Origin of the sequence: Streptomyces sp. NPDC079141, assembly GCF_040686775.1 — a bacterium.
In the GTDB taxonomy this organism is placed as follows: Bacteria; Actinomycetota; Actinomycetes; order Streptomycetales; family Streptomycetaceae; genus Streptomyces.
Map to the genome: position 1 here is coordinate 127,340 of NZ_JBFBLP010000015.1, position 14,628 is coordinate 141,967.

13 protein-coding genes are annotated in these 14,628 nt (G+C 70.3%); 5 read left to right on the forward strand and 8 right to left on the reverse strand.

Annotated features, from left to right (window positions below; translation table 11 throughout):
• Positions 1–15: 15 nt before the first annotated feature.
• Genes AB0Q90_RS32040 through AB0Q90_RS32060 form a run of 5 tightly spaced genes read right to left on the reverse strand, consistent with a single transcriptional unit; the run spans position 16 to position 4,224 of the window.
• Positions 16–978 (reverse strand): glycine betaine ABC transporter substrate-binding protein, encoded by a 963-nt coding sequence (locus tag AB0Q90_RS32040; RefSeq protein WP_363163717.1) that lies wholly within the window; start codon positions 976–978, stop codon positions 16–18.
• A complete protein-coding gene (locus AB0Q90_RS32045) occupies positions 975–1,838 on the reverse strand; it encodes an ABC transporter permease (protein ID WP_363163716.1) in 864 nt (287 codons plus the stop codon). Before AB0Q90_RS32045 ends, AB0Q90_RS32040 begins: the two co-directional genes overlap by 4 nt.
• Positions 1,835–3,082, reverse strand: a complete 1,248-nt coding sequence (locus tag AB0Q90_RS32050; protein WP_363163715.1) for a betaine/proline/choline family ABC transporter ATP-binding protein — start codon at positions 3,080–3,082, stop codon at positions 1,835–1,837. The genes AB0Q90_RS32045 and AB0Q90_RS32050 overlap by 4 nt, the downstream gene beginning before the upstream one ends.
• A complete protein-coding gene (locus AB0Q90_RS32055) occupies positions 3,075–3,722 on the reverse strand; it encodes an ABC transporter permease (protein ID WP_363163714.1) in 648 nt (215 codons plus the stop codon). Before AB0Q90_RS32055 ends, AB0Q90_RS32050 begins: the two co-directional genes overlap by 8 nt.
• Positions 3,723–3,741: 19 nt before the next feature.
• On the reverse strand, positions 3,742–4,224 hold the full coding sequence (locus tag AB0Q90_RS32060) for an Lrp/AsnC family transcriptional regulator (protein ID WP_363163713.1): 483 nt from the start codon (positions 4,222–4,224) through the stop codon (positions 3,742–3,744).
• A 125-nt stretch (positions 4,225–4,349) separates the two neighbouring features.
• Here AB0Q90_RS32060 and hppD point away from each other — a divergent pair, with 125 nt between their 5' ends.
• Complete coding sequence (hppD, locus tag AB0Q90_RS32065) at positions 4,350–5,495, forward strand: 4-hydroxyphenylpyruvate dioxygenase (protein ID WP_363163712.1); 1,146 nt, start codon at positions 4,350–4,352, stop codon at positions 5,493–5,495.
• Here the strand turns inward: hppD and AB0Q90_RS32070 are convergent.
• Complete coding sequence (locus AB0Q90_RS32070) at positions 5,492–6,862, reverse strand: tetratricopeptide repeat protein (protein ID WP_363163711.1); 1,371 nt, start codon at positions 6,860–6,862, stop codon at positions 5,492–5,494. The genes hppD and AB0Q90_RS32070 overlap by 4 nt on opposite strands.
• A 92-nt stretch (positions 6,863–6,954) precedes the next feature.
• Between AB0Q90_RS32070 and AB0Q90_RS32075 the strand changes: the two genes are divergently transcribed.
• Positions 6,955–8,361: an FAD-linked oxidase C-terminal domain-containing protein gene (locus AB0Q90_RS32075; RefSeq protein ID WP_363163710.1), complete on the forward strand. Its 1,407-nt coding sequence runs from the start codon at positions 6,955–6,957 to the stop codon at positions 8,359–8,361.
• A gap of 17 nt (positions 8,362–8,378) precedes the next feature.
• On the opposite strand, the gene AB0Q90_RS32080 is transcribed toward AB0Q90_RS32075, so the two are convergent.
• Positions 8,379–8,855, reverse strand: a complete 477-nt coding sequence (locus tag AB0Q90_RS32080) for an SsgA family sporulation/cell division regulator (RefSeq protein ID WP_363163709.1) — start codon at positions 8,853–8,855, stop codon at positions 8,379–8,381.
• Between the two features lie 247 nt (positions 8,856–9,102).
• Between AB0Q90_RS32080 and AB0Q90_RS32085 the strand changes: the two genes are divergently transcribed.
• Together AB0Q90_RS32085 and AB0Q90_RS32090 are read left to right on the forward strand one after the other, a co-directional pair.
• Positions 9,103–10,842 (forward strand): RDD family protein, encoded by a 1,740-nt coding sequence (locus AB0Q90_RS32085; protein ID WP_363163708.1) that lies wholly within the window; start codon positions 9,103–9,105, stop codon positions 10,840–10,842.
• Positions 10,843–10,931: 89 nt separating this feature from the next.
• Entirely contained in the window at positions 10,932–11,567 is a 636-nt protein-coding gene (locus AB0Q90_RS32090; protein ID WP_363163707.1) for an RDD family protein, read from the forward strand.
• A gap of 20 nt (positions 11,568–11,587) precedes the next feature.
• Here the strand turns inward: AB0Q90_RS32090 and AB0Q90_RS32095 are convergent, their stop codons facing one another.
• A complete protein-coding gene (locus AB0Q90_RS32095; protein WP_363163706.1) occupies positions 11,588–11,869 on the reverse strand; it encodes a hypothetical protein in 282 nt (93 codons plus the stop codon).
• Between the two features lie 399 nt (positions 11,870–12,268).
• Here AB0Q90_RS32095 and AB0Q90_RS32100 point away from each other — a divergent pair, with 399 nt between their 5' ends.
• Positions 12,269–14,614 (forward strand): immune inhibitor A domain-containing protein, encoded by a 2,346-nt coding sequence (locus AB0Q90_RS32100; RefSeq protein ID WP_363163705.1) that lies wholly within the window; start codon positions 12,269–12,271, stop codon positions 14,612–14,614.
• The last annotated feature ends 14 nt before the right edge of the window (positions 14,615–14,628 follow it).

Here is a 14,628-nt window from a genome sequence, read left to right on the forward strand (position 1 = left end):
GGGTCCGCACGCGACTCAGCCCTCCTTCACGAACCCCTCCGCCTTCATCCAGTCCAGCGCCACCTCGTGCGGGTCCTCCCCGTCGACGTCCACCTTGGCGTTCAGTTCCTGTGCCACCGCGTTGTTCAGCTTCGCGGTCACCGGGTTCAGGATCTCGGCGATGGCCGGATACTCCTTCAGGGTCTTGGAGTTGACCTCGGGTGCCGCGTTGTAGTTGGGGAAGAACTTCTTGTCGTCCTCCATCACCGTGAGGTTCATCGACTTGATGCGGCCGTCGGTGGTGAACACCTCGCCGTAGGTGCAACCGCCCTTCGCGGCCTCGGTGTAGATGATCCCGGTGTCCATCTGCGTGATGTTCTTCGCCGGGACGCTCATCCCGTACGCCTTCTCCATGCCCGGCAGCCCGTCCGCCCGGTTGGCGAACTCGCTCTCCACGCACAGCGTCACCGCGTCCGGGTCGGACTCGGCCAGCGCGGCCACGTCCGAGAGCGTCTTCGTGCCGTACTTCTTGAAGTTGTCCTGGTTCATCGCCAGCGCGTAGGTGTTGTTCAGGGCGGAGGGCTCCAGCCAGGTCAGCCCGTTCTTCAGGTCGGCGTCGCGCACCGCCTCCCACTGCGCCCGCGGGTCGTCGATCGGCTCGCTGTTGCCCTGGTACGTGATCCAGGCGGTGCCCGTGTACTCGTACATGGCGTCCGCGTCACCGGACTTGACCGCCTCCCGCGCCCCGATGGAGCCCTGGATGCCCGTCCGGTCGAGGACGTCCGCGCCGGCCGCCTCGAAGGCGATGCCCATGATCGCGCCGAGGATGAGCTGCTCGGTGAACTCCTTCGACGTCACCGTCAGATCGGCCCCCTTGAGCGGCTCGCCCTTGCCGATCGAGCCGGGGACGACGTCGTCGACCATGGGGGAGCCGCTGGTCAGCCCGCAGCCGGAGACCACGATCAGCGCCCCGGCGACCGCCAGACATCTGCGTTTCATGTCCCCGCCTCCAACCCCCGCGGCCGGAGCAGTAGTTCGGCCAGTGAGGCCAGCCAGTCCACCAGCAGCGCCAGCGACACCGTGAGGATCGAGCCCAGCACCAGCACCGGCATGCGCTGGGTGGTGATGCCGGTGGTGATCAGCACGCCCAGGCCGCCGCCTCCGCCGAAGGTCGCCAGCGTCGCCGTACCGACGTTCAGGACGAGGGCCGTGCGGACGCCCGCCAGGATCAGCGGGACGGCAAGGGGGAGTTCCACCTTGGCCAGCACGCCCAGGGGCGACATGCCGATGCCGCGGGCGGCCTCCAGCAGCGTCGGGTCGTTCGCCTTCAGGCCCGCGATCGTGTTGGACAGCACCGGCAGGACGGCGTAGATGATGATGCCGATCAGCGCCGCCCTCGTGCCCGTGCCGAGCCAGATGACCAGCAGGGCGAGCAGGCCGATCGCCGGGGTCGCCTGGCCCATGTTGGCGACCGTCATCGCCACCGGAGTGGCCTTGCGGAACGCCTTGCGGGTGAGCAGGATGCCCAGCGGGATCGCGATGATCAGCACGAAGAACGTGGAGACCACCGTCAGCTCCACATGCTGCCAAAGAGCCTTCGACACCTGCCCGTTCGACAGCGCGTTCTCGGAGATCGGGTCCAGGTCGGCCTGCTGGAACCACAGCCAGGTCGCCAGCAGCACCGCCACCAGCAGCGCGGGCAGGACCGTCAGCTTCTGCCAGGTCACCCGGCGCCGCGTGGGCGCCGGTGGCGGGGGAGCCTCCTGCTCGGCCTCGCCCTCGTCCCGGAAGGCGAGCCCCTTGACCTCGTGCTCGCCCTGCGGACGCTGCTGATCGGGAGACCTCGAAGGAACGGTCACGCCTTCTTCTCCCCTCCGTCGCCCTCCTGCTCGGCATGCGTCTGCGTGGCCCGGGCCGACTCCAGCTCGTGCTGGTGCTCCATCGCCTCCAGCCGGTCGGCCTCCAGCAGTTCGTGCACGGAGTTCATCAGCGTCTCCATGTCGACGACGCCGTCGTACTCACCGCGCCGCCCGGTGACCGCGACCCGCCCCGCGTTGTCGGTGAGTACGGCCTCCAGGGCGTCGCGCAGGGTGGCGTCCCGGGTGACCGTGTCGTGCACCAGCGTGCCCGCCCGCGCCAGCGAGCCCTTGGCCCTCATCAGGTCACCGCGCCGGAGCCACTTGTAGGGGCGGCCGCGCTTGTCGAGCAGCAGGATCTCGTTCGTGCCGCTGGAGCGGAGCTTGTTGAAGATCTCCTGGAGCGGGTCGTCCACGGTCACCGTCGGATAGTCGGTGATCTCCACATCCCGTACGCGCGTCAGATTCAGCCGCTTCAGGGCCGCCCCGGCCCCGACGAACCCCGAGACGAAGTCGTCGGCCGGGTTGGTCAGGATCGCCTCGGGGGTGTCGAACTGAGCGATGTGCGAGCGTTCGCGCAGCACCGCAATGCGATCACCCAGCTTGATCGCCTCGTCGAAGTCATGGGTGACGAAGACGATCGTCTTGTGCAGCTCGTGCTGCAACCTGATCAACTCGTCCTGGAGATGGTCCCGGGTGATCGGGTCGACCGCGCCGAACGGCTCGTCCATGAGCAGCACGGGAGGATCGGCGGCGAGCGCCCGTGCCACGCCCACCCGCTGTTGCTGACCGCCCGACAGCTGACGCGGATAGCGGCCGTGGAACTCGCCGGGGTCCAGACCGACGAGGTCGAGCAGCTCCTCCACCCGGCCCTTGATCCGCGCCTTCGGCCAGCCGACCATCCGCGGCACGAGCGCGATGTTCTGCGCGACCGTCATGTGCGGGAACAGCCCCGCCGACTGGATCGCGTAGCCGACCTTGCGGCGCAGCTTCACCGGGTCCATGTCGGTGACGTCCTCGCCGTTGATCCGGATCCGGCCGCCGGTCGGTTCGATCAGCCGGTTGATCATCTTGAGCGTCGTGGACTTTCCGCACCCGGAGGGGCCGACGAAGATGACGATCTCACCCGCCTTGATCTCCATGTTCACGTTGTCCACGGACGGCTGCGGATTGCCCGGATAGCGCTTGGTCAGGTTCTCCAGCTCGATGGACGCGCCCGAGGTGCCGGACGTACTGGACTCAGGCACGGATCCCCCTGGGAATGGTCAGCCGTCCGATCAGGACGTACGCGGCGTCGAACAGCAGCGCCAGGACGACGATCCCGAGCGTGCCCGCGAGCACCTGGTTGAGCGCGTTCTTGCTGCCCAGCGAGGCGATCCCGCGGAAGATCTCATTGCCGAGGCCAGGACCGGAGGCGTAGGCGGCGATCGCTGCGATGCCCATCAGCATCTGCGTCGAGACCCGGATCCCGGTCAGGATCGGCGGCCAGGCCAGCGGCAGCTCGACCCGCGCCAGACGCATCAGCCGGGACATCCCGATGCCCTTGGCCGCGTCCACCAGCGACGGGTCGACCCCGCGCAGGCCGACGATCGCGTTGCGCACGATCGGCAGCAGCCCGTACAGCGTCAGTGCGATCACCGTGGGCGGCACGCCGAGACCCACGATCGGAATGAGCAGACCGATCATGGCCAGCGACGGAATGGTCAGGATGGCCGAAGTGGTCGTCGTGGCGAGGTTGCCCGCCCATTCGCTGCGGTAGGTGACGACACCGATCAGCACGCCGATCACCGTCGCCACGACCATGCACTGGAACACCGCGCTCGCATGTTGATACGCGTCGGTGAGCAGCTGTTGGTGGCGCGCGCCCAGGTACTCCCAGAAGTTCACATCGCCACCCCAGGTTCGGCTACGGTCTCGCCCGGCGGTCCTCCGCCGCCTGCTCCACCAGCGGGATGATCCGCAGCGGAACGGGGTTCTCCATCACGATCGCGGTGGAAGCCCGGACGATCCCATCGAAACCGACAACCAGGTCGATCACACGCTGGAGATCGGCGTTCGAGCGGGCCACGAGCCGGCACAGCATGTCCCCGCTGCCGGTGGTCGTGTGCAGCTCCAGCACCTCCGGAACGGTCGCCAAGTGCGCCCGCACATCCGCCCCTTGGCCCTGCCGGATCTGGAGCGTGGCGAAGGCCGTGACCGGATAGCCGAGCGCCGCCGGGTCGACCTGCGGACCGAATCCGCGGATGACGCCATTCGACTGAAGCCGGTCAAGGCGCGCCTGCACGGTCCCGCGCGCCACACCCAGCCGCCGGGACATCTCCAGCACCCCGATCCGCGGCTCCCGGGCCAGCAGCACGATGAGCTGCCCGTCCAGATGATCGATCGCCATCAGGGTCCTCCCGGCACTGGTCATCCTGTACAGGACGCCCGCCGACGCGGGCGTATCGCCGCACACAATGCCCAGCGATGATGCGAACTATTGCGCACCTTGCGAGGTGCGACCAGGCTTCCGATATGACGCAGACCACACACCACACTCCCGACACAGCCCGGCAGGCGGACCCCTTCCCGGTCAAGGGAATGGACGCGGTCGTCTTCGCCGTGGGCAACGCCAAGCAGGCGGCGCACTACTACTCCACCGCCTTCGGTATGCAGCTGGTTGCCTACTCCGGACCGGAGAACGGCAGCCGTGAGACCGCGAGCTACGTGCTGGAGAACGGCTCCGCCCGGTTCGTGCTCACCTCGGTGATCAAGCCCGCCACCGACTGGGGGCACTTCCTCGACCGGCATGTGGCCGAGCACGGCGACGGCGTCATCGACCTCGCCATCGAGGTCCCGGACGCGCGCGCCGCGTACGCCTACGCCGTCGAGCACGGCGCCCGCTCGGTCGCCGAACCGTACGAGCTGAAGGACGAGCACGGCACGGTCGTCCTGGCCGCCATCGCCACCTACGGCGAGACCCGCCACACCCTCGTCGAGCGCTCCGGCTACGCCGGCCCGTACCTGCCCGGCTTCGTCGCCGCGCAGCCCCTCGTCGAGCCGCCCGCCCAGCGCACTTTCCAGGCGATCGACCACTGTGTCGGCAACGTCCAACTCGGCCGCATGAACGAGTGGGTCGCCTTCTACAACAAGGTCATGGGCTTCACGAACATGAAGGAGTTCGTGGGCGACGACATCGCCACCGAGTACAGCGCGCTGATGTCGAAGGTCGTGGCCGACGGCACGCTCAAGGTCAAGTTCCCGATCAACGAGCCCGCCGTCGCCAAGAAGAAGTCCCAGATCGACGAGTACCTGGAGTTCTACGGCGGCGCCGGCGTCCAGCACATCGCGCTGAACACCAACGACATCGTGGCGACGGTCCGCACCATGCGCGCGGCCGGCGTGCAGTTCCTCGACACCCCGGACTCGTACTACGACACCCTCGGCGAGTGGGTCGGCGACACCCGCGTCCCCGTCGAGACCCTGCGCGAGCTGAAGATCCTCGCCGACCGCGACGAGGACGGCTATCTGCTGCAGATCTTCACCAAGCCGGTCCAGGACCGTCCGACCGTGTTCTTCGAACTCATCGAACGGCACGGCTCGATGGGCTTCGGCAAGGGCAACTTCAAGGCCCTGTTCGAGGCGATCGAGCGGGAGCAGGCCAGGCGCGGCAACCTCTAAGGCGCTTCGAGCGACGGCTCGCCCAGTTCCTGAAGGGCTTGGCGAGCCGCCTGCACATGCCCGAGGGAGAAGTACGGGTTGATCCGCAGCGCCTCCTGAAGATGCCGCCGCGCGGGACCGTACCGCTCCAACTCCCGCTCGATCATGCCCCGGTGGTACGCGTACAGCGCGCTGCGCACCGCGCCGCCGCGCGTCCTGTCCGTGGCCGTCTCGGCGAACCGCAGCGCCTCCTCGTGCTTCCCGGCCCGGTGCAGCGCCCAGCCCAGCGCATCGGCCACCGGGATCCCGGGCTGCCGTTTCCACTCGGCCCGCAACCGCCGTACCGCCGCCTGCGGATCGCCGTGGTCGGCCTCGAACTGCCCGAGCACCAGCTCCTCGTCGGCCCCGCCCGCGGCGGCGCCGCGCACGCGCTCGCGCAGGACGTCGTACTGCACCCGTGCCGCCTGCTCCAGGCCCAGCGACTCGTACAACTCGCCCAGTTCCAGGGCGTACTGGGGGAGCGGCTGCTTGGCGAGGGCCATCCGGTAGGCGTTCAGGGCCTCCGTCGTGCGGCCCAGGGCCGCCAGCGCCCGCCCCTGCCCGGCCAGCGCGGCCCGCTGGTCGGGGTCCAGCCGTACCGCCGCCTGGAAGTGCCGCAGGGCGACCTCCCGGTCCCCGCGCTCGAAGGCCAGCTGCCCGGCCCGCTCCAGATACGCCGCCTGCTCGGCCGGTGTCCCGGCCGCGGCCGCCGCGTCGGACAGCTGGGCCGCCGCGTCCTCGCGCCAGCCCCGGTCGCGGTAGACGGCCGCCGCCCGCGCCATCACGGCGGGCCCGGAACGCAGCTCCAGCAGCCGGTCGAGGCTTTTCTTGGCCGCCTTGTGGTCACCGACCCCCGTGTACGCGTCGATCAGCAGCGGATACGTCGTCCACCGCTTCGGCGCCAGCTTCAGCGCGGCCTCGCCCCACTTCCGGGCGGCGGGAAAGTCCCGGCGCGCGTTCGCCAGCGCGGCCAGCCCGCCCAGCGCCTCCACATTGCCCTTGGGCCGCACCTTCAACGACGTACGCAGCGCCCGGTCGGCCCGCGGGTAGTAGCCCGCCTCCGCGGTCCGCCGCCCGTGCTCCACATAGGCGGCCCCGAGCACCGCCCAGGACTCCGCGTCCTTCGGATGCGCCCGCAGATGCGCCTCGCGCTCACCGATCAGCACCGCCAGGTCGGGCAGCGCCGCCGGCACCCCCGTGGTGACCGCGGCCAGCGCCTGCGCCCCCGGGGCCGGCGCGGGCGGCCCGCCCGCCGACCGCTCCCACGGCAGCAGCACCAGCACCCCGCCGAGCACGGCACACCCCGCCACGGAGGCGGCCACCACCCGCAGCCCTCGTTGGTTCTCCATGGCGCTCACTGTGCGTCAATACGACGACCACACCCCCGCTTACGACGGGCGGCGCAGACGGGGTTCACACCGATGGCCCCCGGTGCGACGCTGTGATCATGAGCCGTATCGAAGCGCCCCGCGACGAAGTGACGGGCAACCTCGTGGACCGTCTGCTGACCGGCCTGCCCGCCGAGGCCGTCCTGACCGACCCCGACGTCGCGGCCTCCTACGCCAACGACATGGCCAGCTTCTGCCCGGCCGGCACCCCGGCCGTGGTCGTCCTGCCGCGCACGGTCGAGCAGGTGCAGCACGTCATGCGCACCGCCACCGAACTGCGCGTCCCGGTCGTCCCGCAGGGCGCCCGCACGGGCCTGTCCGGCGCGGCCAACGCCTCCGACGGCTGCATCGTGCTGTCGCTGACCAAGATGGACCGGATCATCGAGATCAACCCGGTCGACCGCGTCGCCGTCGTCGAACCGGGTGTCATCAACGCCGCCCTGTCCCGCGCGGTCGCCGAACACGGCCTCTACTACCCGCCGGACCCCTCCAGCTGGGAGATGTGCACCATCGGCGGCAACATCGGCACGGCCTCGGGCGGCCTGTGCTGCGTGAAGTACGGGGTGACGGCCGAGTACGTCCTCGGTCTGGACGTGGTGCTGGCCGACGGCCGCCTGATGACCACCGGCCGCCGTACCGCGAAGGGCGTCGCCGGGTACGACCTGACCCGCCTGTTCGTCGGCTCCGAGGGTTCGCTCGGCATCGTCGTACGCGCGATCCTGGGGCTCAGGCCGCAGCCGCCGCGGCAGCTGGTGCTCGCGGCCGAGTTCGGGTCCGCGGCCGAGGCCTGCGACGCCGTGTGCCGGATCATGGCCGGCGGGCACGTGCCGTCCCTCCTCGAACTGATGGACCGTACGACGGTGAAAGCCGTCAACGACCTGGCGCACATGGGCCTGCCGGAGACGACCGAGGCCCTCCTCCTGGCCGCCTTCGACACCCCGGACCCCGCCCCCGACCTCGCCGCGGTCGGCGCGCTGTGCGAGGCCGCCGGCGCCACCCAGGTCGTCCCGGCCGACGACGCGACCGAGTCGGAACTGCTCCTTGAGGCGCGGCGGCTCTCGCTGACCGCGCTGGAGGCGGTCCGGGGCGTGACGATGATCGACGACGTGTGCGTGCCGCGGTCCCGGCTCGGCGACCTGATCGAGGGCGTCGAGCGGATCGCCGACAAGCACCGGCTGACGATCGGGGTCGTCGCCCACGCCGGCGACGGCAACACCCACCCCACCGTCTGCTTCGACGCCCAGGACCCCGACGAGTCCGCGCGCGCCCGCGAGTCCTTCGACGAGATCATGGCGCTCGGCCTGGAGCTCGGCGGCACCATCACCGGCGAGCACGGCGTCGGCGTCCTGAAGAAGGAGTGGCTGGCGCGCGAGATCGGCCCGGTGGGCGTGGAGATGCAGCGGGCGGTCAAGCAGGTCTTCGACCCCCTCGGCATCCTCAACCCGGGCAAGCTGTTCTGACCCCCTCGCGCTACGGCTCACTCCCCGTCCTTGGACTCGTCCGAGGGCCACGGGTCGCACAGGTACAGATCGTCGGCCGGGGTCGGGGCAAGCAGCTCGGCCAGGCCGTCGTCGATGCCGAGCTGCTCGGCCTCAGAGCCCGGAGGGACCACCCGCAGGGTGCGCTCCAGCCAGGCCGACACCTGCGCGGCCGGGGCCTCCAGCAGGGCGTCCCCGTCGGGCGAGCTCAGCGCCATCAGCACGACGCTTCGGCCCTCGACCTTCGTCGGCCACACCCGCACGTCCCCGTGCCCGCACGGCCGGAACACCCCCTCCACCAGCAGCTCGCGGGCGAAGGTCCAGTTGACGGGGTGGTCGGAGCCGATGTGGAAGGCGATGTGGACGGCGTAGGGGTCGTCGCTGCGGTAGGTGAGACGGGCCGGGACCGGGATGCTGCGCTCGGGAGACAGGATGAGCTTCAGCTCCAGCTCCCGTTCGACCACGGTGGAGTACATGACTGCGGTGTCCTCTCATGACGTCGTGCGGTCCCGTGGTGGGGCCGCACGAGTGGAGAGGGCGTGGGGCGTCGAGCATTACGCGGGTTCGCAGAACTTTTTTCCGCACTTCTTTCGGGGCCGTGAAGAGCGTGCACGAGCTTGCCCGGAAAGGGGCGGGTCCGGCGGGACCGGCAGTGGGGGTTGCCCGCGTCTGATAGATGTGGAGGCCCCCAAATGACCCCCGAGCAGATACGGGACGACGGACATGAGCGCCCCAACCCCGGCCCCCGGTGACGACAGGCCCCGCGAAGGGTATTACCCGGACCCGTCCATTCCTGGATATGTCCGGTACTGGAACGGTGCCGCCTGGGTACCGGGCACCAGCCGTCCGGCACCGTCGGACGGCGAGCCGCTCGCGCCGCCGCCCGGCGCCGGCCCCGCGCCCGCTCCGGTGGAGGAGACCGGCCCGCACTTCTTCGACGAGGACCCGGTCGCCGGGCCCGGTCCGGCGCAGGCCCAGCACGGCACTCGCCCCGAGCCCGCGTCCGCCTGGGGCGCCGACCGCTCCCGCCAGACCGGCTTCGGCGGCGAGCAGGACCGCCGCGTCTCCTGGGGCGCCCCGCAGGGCGCCGACCCGCGCGACCCGCGTACGGCGGCCCCGGCCGACGGCACGGCCCCGCGCACCGACGGCACGGCCACGATTCCGCCCGCGGAGCCGGCCGGGGACGCGCAGGGCGCCGCCTCCGGCAACACGTTCGTGTTCCGCCGCCCGACGCCGGGACCCGCCGGAACGAACCCCTCCGGCCAGGCCGCACCGGGCGTCCCCAGCCCCGCCGGCCCCGCTGCCGACGAGGGCACCATGACATTCCGCGCCGTGTCCCCGCGCACGGGTCAGCAGGACGGGGCGTCCGGGGCGCGCCCGGGGCGCACGGCCCCTTCGACGGGCGGACAGGGGACAGCGGGGGCCGCTGGTTCGGGAGGGGGTTCGGCAGGGGCCGGTGCCGGTACGGGTGGCTTCGGCGCACCGGCTGGTGCTGGTGCTGGTGCCGGGGCAGCGGGTGCGGCCGGTGGCGCGGGAGCCGGTGGCTTCGGCGGTGCCTCCGGTGCCGGTGCCGCCGGGTTCGGTGCCTCCCCGGCGGCCGGAGCCCCCGGCGCCCCGCAGGGCGTCAACTCCGGTTCCACCGCGCCCTCCAGCGCCCCGCAGGGCCCCGGCTTCAGCGCCGGCAAGGCGGCCGCCGAGCGGGCCGCCGCCGCGCAGGCGCAGGCCGCTCAGGCGGCCGTCCCGACGGTCCCTCAGCAGTCCTCCGGCCCCCAGCCCTCCGCCACGCCCGCCTCCGCCATGCCCTCCTCCGCGATGCCCGCCTCCGCCGCCGCCCCGGTGACCTCCGGCCCCGGCGGCGGGCAGTCCTCGTGGGCGCAGCAGGTGCACCGGCTCGCGGGGGCGCCGGGCGAGGACCAGCCCGTCGCGCCGTGGAAGCCGCCCGTGGAGGACGTCTTCCAGGCGGCCGCCCGGCGCCAGGCCGCCGCGCGTCCCGCGGGCCTCGGCAAGCGGCTGGCCGCGCGGCTGCTGGACACGGTCGTCGTCGTGGGCGTCACCGCGGTGGCCGCCGTACCGCTCGGCACGAAGGCGATCGACCACGTCACCGAGAAGATCGACGCGGCCAAGCTGTCCGGGGAGACCGTCACGGTCTGGCTGCTGGACGGCACGACCTCGGCGTATCTCGGCATCGTGCTGGCCGTCCTGCTGCTGTTCGGCGCGCTCTACGAGGCGCTGCCCACCGCCAAGTGGGGCCGCACCCTGGGCAAGAAGCTGCTCGGTCTTGAGGTGCGGGACATCGAGGCGCACGAACCGCCGTCCTTCGGCGGGGCGCTGCGCCGCTGGCTCGTCTACAGCATCCCCGGTCTGCTCGTCATCGGCGTCGTCGGTGTCCTGTGGTGTCTGTTCGACAAGCCGTGGCGCCAGTGCTGGCACGACAAGGCCGCGCGTACGTTCGTAGCGGGATGACGGCATACGGCGAAGTGGCCGGGTAATTCCGTACCCCGGACGGCCGCTCGCCGGATGCGGAGCCGGGGGGTTCGCGGTCGACTCGGGCCATGAGCAGTGAACCGCCTCCCGGCTCCGGTCAGCAGCCACCGGAAGACGACCCGTTCAGGAAGCAGCCCCCGCCCGGGGACTCGGGCGGACCCTACGGCAGTCAGCCGCCCCCCTATCAGGGCGGCCCCTACGGCGGCGATCCCTACGGCGGCGGCGCGGGCGGCTACCCCGCCGATCCGCTCGCCGGTATGCCCCCGCTCGCCGACAGCGGCAAGCGCACCCTGGCCCGGATCATCGACATGCTGCTCGTGCTGGTCGTGGTCTGGCTGCTCACCTGGGCGTTCGGCGTCAACGAGTACGACATGGACGCCGACGAGGTCGACTACGGCAAGTCCCTCGGACAGTCACTGGTCGCCGCCCTGCTCTACATCGGCTACGACACCTTCATGATCGCCAAGTCGGGGCAGACGCTCGGCAAGAAGTGGCTGGGCATGCGGGTGGCCAACCTCGACAACGGCTCGACGCCCTCCGTCCAGACCTCGCTGGTGCGCGCGCTGGTGCTGTGGATTCCGTTCGCGTTCTGCTGCGCCTGTATCTGGACGGCGATCTCGGGCGGCTGGAGCTTCTTCGACAAGCCCTACAAGCAGGGCCTGCACGACAAGGCCGCCAAGACGGTGGTGGTCAGCACCCGCTGAAGCAGCCCCGCGCGGGTCGGTCAGGAAGCAGCGCGCTCGTGCACGGGCTCGGACGCCACCACGGCGACCGGGGCCGGCACGGGCGTTTCCGCTGCCACGGGGGTGGGCTTGCGTACGGCGACCACCCGGGACCTGGGCGTCGGGACGGTGAGGGAGACCAGGAGGCCGAGGGCGAGCGCTGCGACCACGATGAGCGCGATGCCGGCACCCGAACTCGTCTGTGACAGCAGCAGCATGGCGAGGGTCGACAAGATCACGGTGCACGAACCGTAGGCGAGCTGTGCGGCGGTCGGACGAGGCATGTCAATCGTGTCCTCGGAATCGGGGGTACACGGGGGGTGTCGGCCTGGCATTCCGCCGACGTCCGGGCGTTCCGCCAATCGACTCTAATCGCGTGCATGCCCGAGCGGAACGAACAGTAAGCGTGACCTAACCAACAGTACCGGTGCATGGGGGGCGCACGGAGTCATGCAGTCCACCAAGTGGACGGGGTCGCGCGCCTGTTGAGTGATCTCCAGGTGTCCGTAAAGCGGAACTCGACTCCGCATAGTGCACTTGACCTGCTCAAGTCAAGGTCTGTCTTTTCTTCTAAACCTCTAGTCAAATTGCGTCACTTGACTACACGCGTCGATCACGCGCCCGCGGATCATCCATGACCAGGACCCTCCTTCCGCGCGCCCGGACGCGGGGGAGGATCTCAAGTGACCAGCAGACCCTGGACGTTCAGAGCGGCCGCGACGGCCGTTGCGCTCGCGGCGGCCACCGCCACGCTCTCGACGTTCACCGCGGCCCAGGCCGACGACACGGCCAAGAGCCCCGCCATCGACCGGCACGACCCCGCGTCGGCGCACGGCGAGCAGGAGCACGACTTCGACGGCCCGCTGACCAAGACCGTGGAGGCCCAGCGCGAAGAGGCGCTGAACCAGGTCATATCCGGCGAGGCCAAGGTGAAGGAGCGCGCCGGCTCCTCGGTCGTCGAGCTCAAGAGCAAGAAGGGCGACAGCAAGTACGTCGAGCTGGGCCGCGAGAAGACCGACAAGATCTTCACGATCCTCGTCGAGTTCGGCGACCAGGTCGACAGCCGCTACGGCGGCACGCCCGGCCCGCTGCACAACGCGATAGCCCAGCCGGACCGCGCCGACGACAACAGCACGGCCTGGCAGGCGGACTACAACCGCGAGCACTACCAGGACCTGTACTTCGGCGAGGGCACCGCCTCGATGAAGACCTACTACGAGAAGCAGTCCTCGGGCCGCTACTCGGTGGAGGGCGAGGTCGCCGACTGGGTCAAGGTCCCCTACAACGAGGCCCGTTACGGCTCCAACAAGTGCGACCCCGACAACTGCGCCTGGTACGCGGTGCAGGACGGCGTCACCGCGTGGGCCGCCCAGCAGAAGGCGGCCGGCAAGACCGACGCCGAGATCAAGGCCAAGCTCGCCGAGTACGACCAGTGGGACCGCTACGACCACGACGCCGACGGCAACTTCAACGAGGCCGACGGCTACATCGACCACTTCCAGATCGTGCACGCCGGTGAGGACGAGTCCGCGGGCGGCGGCGTCGAGGGCGAGGACGCGATCTGGGCGCACCGCTGGTACGCGTTCGGCACCGACGCCGGCGCCACCGGCCCCGAGGGCAACAAGCTCGGCGGCACCCAGATCGGCAGCACCGGCATCTGGGTCGGCGACTACACCATCCAGCCGGAGAACGGCGGACTCGGCGTCTTCGCCCACGAGTACGGCCACGACCTCGGTCTGCCGGACCACTACGACACCTCCGGCGACGGCGAGAACTCCACCGGTTTCTGGACCCTGATGTCCTCCGGTTCCTGGCTCGGCACCGGCAAGGACACCATCGGTGACATGCCCGGCGACATGACCGCCTGGGACAAGCTCCAGCTGGGCTGGCTCGACTACGACACGGCGAAGGCCGCGACGAAGTCCAAGCACAAGCTGGGCGTCGCCGAGTACAACACCAGGAACAAGCAGGCGCTGGTCGTCGAGCTCCCGGACAAGGCGGTCACCACCGAGATCGTCACCCCGGCCGAGGGCGCGACCCAGTGGTGGAGCGGCAGCGGCAACGACCTGCGCAACACCCTGACCCGGTCCGTCGACCTGACCGGCAAGGCGTCGGCGAAGCTGACGCTGGACGGCTGGTACGACATCGAGAAGGACTACGACTACCTCTACACCGAGGTCTCGACCGACGGCGGCGCCAACTGGACCGCCGTGGACGGCACGGTGGACGGCCAGCCGATCCCGCGTGACGGCAGCGACAAGCCGGCCCTGACCGGCTCGGTCGACGGCTACAAGAAGCTGGCGTACTCCCTGGACGCCTACGCGGGCAAGAAGATCGACCTGCGCTTCCGCTACACCTCCGACGGCGGCGTGGCCCTGGACGGCTTCGCGGCCGACGCCATCACGGTCACCGCCGACGGCTCCGCGCTGTTCACGGACAACGCCGAGACCGAGGACGCGGCCTGGACGAAGAACGGGTTCTCCCGGATCGGCGCGTCCTTCACCAAGGAGTACGACCAGTACTACATCGCCGAGAACCGTCAGTACGTGTCGTACGACAAGACCTTGAAGGTCGGCCCGTACAACTACGGCTGGGACGACACCCGTCCGGGCTGGGTGGAGCACTTCCCGTACCAGAACGGCCTGTTGATCTGGAAGTGGGACACCTCCCAGGCGGACAACAACACCAGCGCGCACGAGGGCACCGGTCTGCTGCTGCCCGTCGACTCGCACCCGAAGGCCACGAAGTGGGCCGACGGTACGCCGATGCGCAGCCGTATCCAGTCCTACGACTCGCCGTTCAGCCTGTACCGCACGGACGGCATCACGCTGCACCTGGACGGTGTCGCGGCGCGGATCCCGTCGTCGAAGGGTGTGTCGGTCTTCAACGACCACACGAACACCTACTACGACCCGCAGACCCCGCTCGCGGGCGTCAAGATCACTGACACCAACACCAAGATCAAGATCGTCAAGGAGGCCAAGAGCGGCTCGACGATCACGGTCCAGGTTGGCCCCGCGGTGAAGTAGTCGGTATTTCCGCA

What these genes read in the sequence shown, in the direction of transcription:
- AB0Q90_RS32040 (WP_363163717.1), bottom strand. Translation starts at nt 978, where the DNA reads ATGAAACGCAGATGTCTGGCGGTCGCCGGGGCGCTGATCGTGGTCTCC.
- AB0Q90_RS32060 (WP_363163713.1), bottom strand. Translation starts at nt 4,224, where the DNA reads ATGGCGATCGATCATCTGGACGGGCAGCTCATCGTGCTGCTGGCCCGG.
- hppD (WP_363163712.1), top strand. Translation starts at nt 4,350, where the DNA reads ATGACGCAGACCACACACCACACTCCCGACACAGCCCGGCAGGCGGAC.
- AB0Q90_RS32070 (WP_363163711.1), bottom strand. Translation starts at nt 6,862, where the DNA reads ATGGAGAACCAACGAGGGCTGCGGGTGGTGGCCGCCTCCGTGGCGGGG.
- AB0Q90_RS32080 (WP_363163709.1), bottom strand. Translation starts at nt 8,855, where the DNA reads ATGTACTCCACCGTGGTCGAACGGGAGCTGGAGCTGAAGCTCATCCTG.
- AB0Q90_RS32085 (WP_363163708.1), top strand. Translation starts at nt 9,103, where the DNA reads ATGAGCGCCCCAACCCCGGCCCCCGGTGACGACAGGCCCCGCGAAGGG.
- AB0Q90_RS32090 (WP_363163707.1), top strand. Translation starts at nt 10,932, where the DNA reads ATGAGCAGTGAACCGCCTCCCGGCTCCGGTCAGCAGCCACCGGAAGAC.
- AB0Q90_RS32095 (WP_363163706.1), bottom strand. Translation starts at nt 11,869, where the DNA reads ATGCCTCGTCCGACCGCCGCACAGCTCGCCTACGGTTCGTGCACCGTG.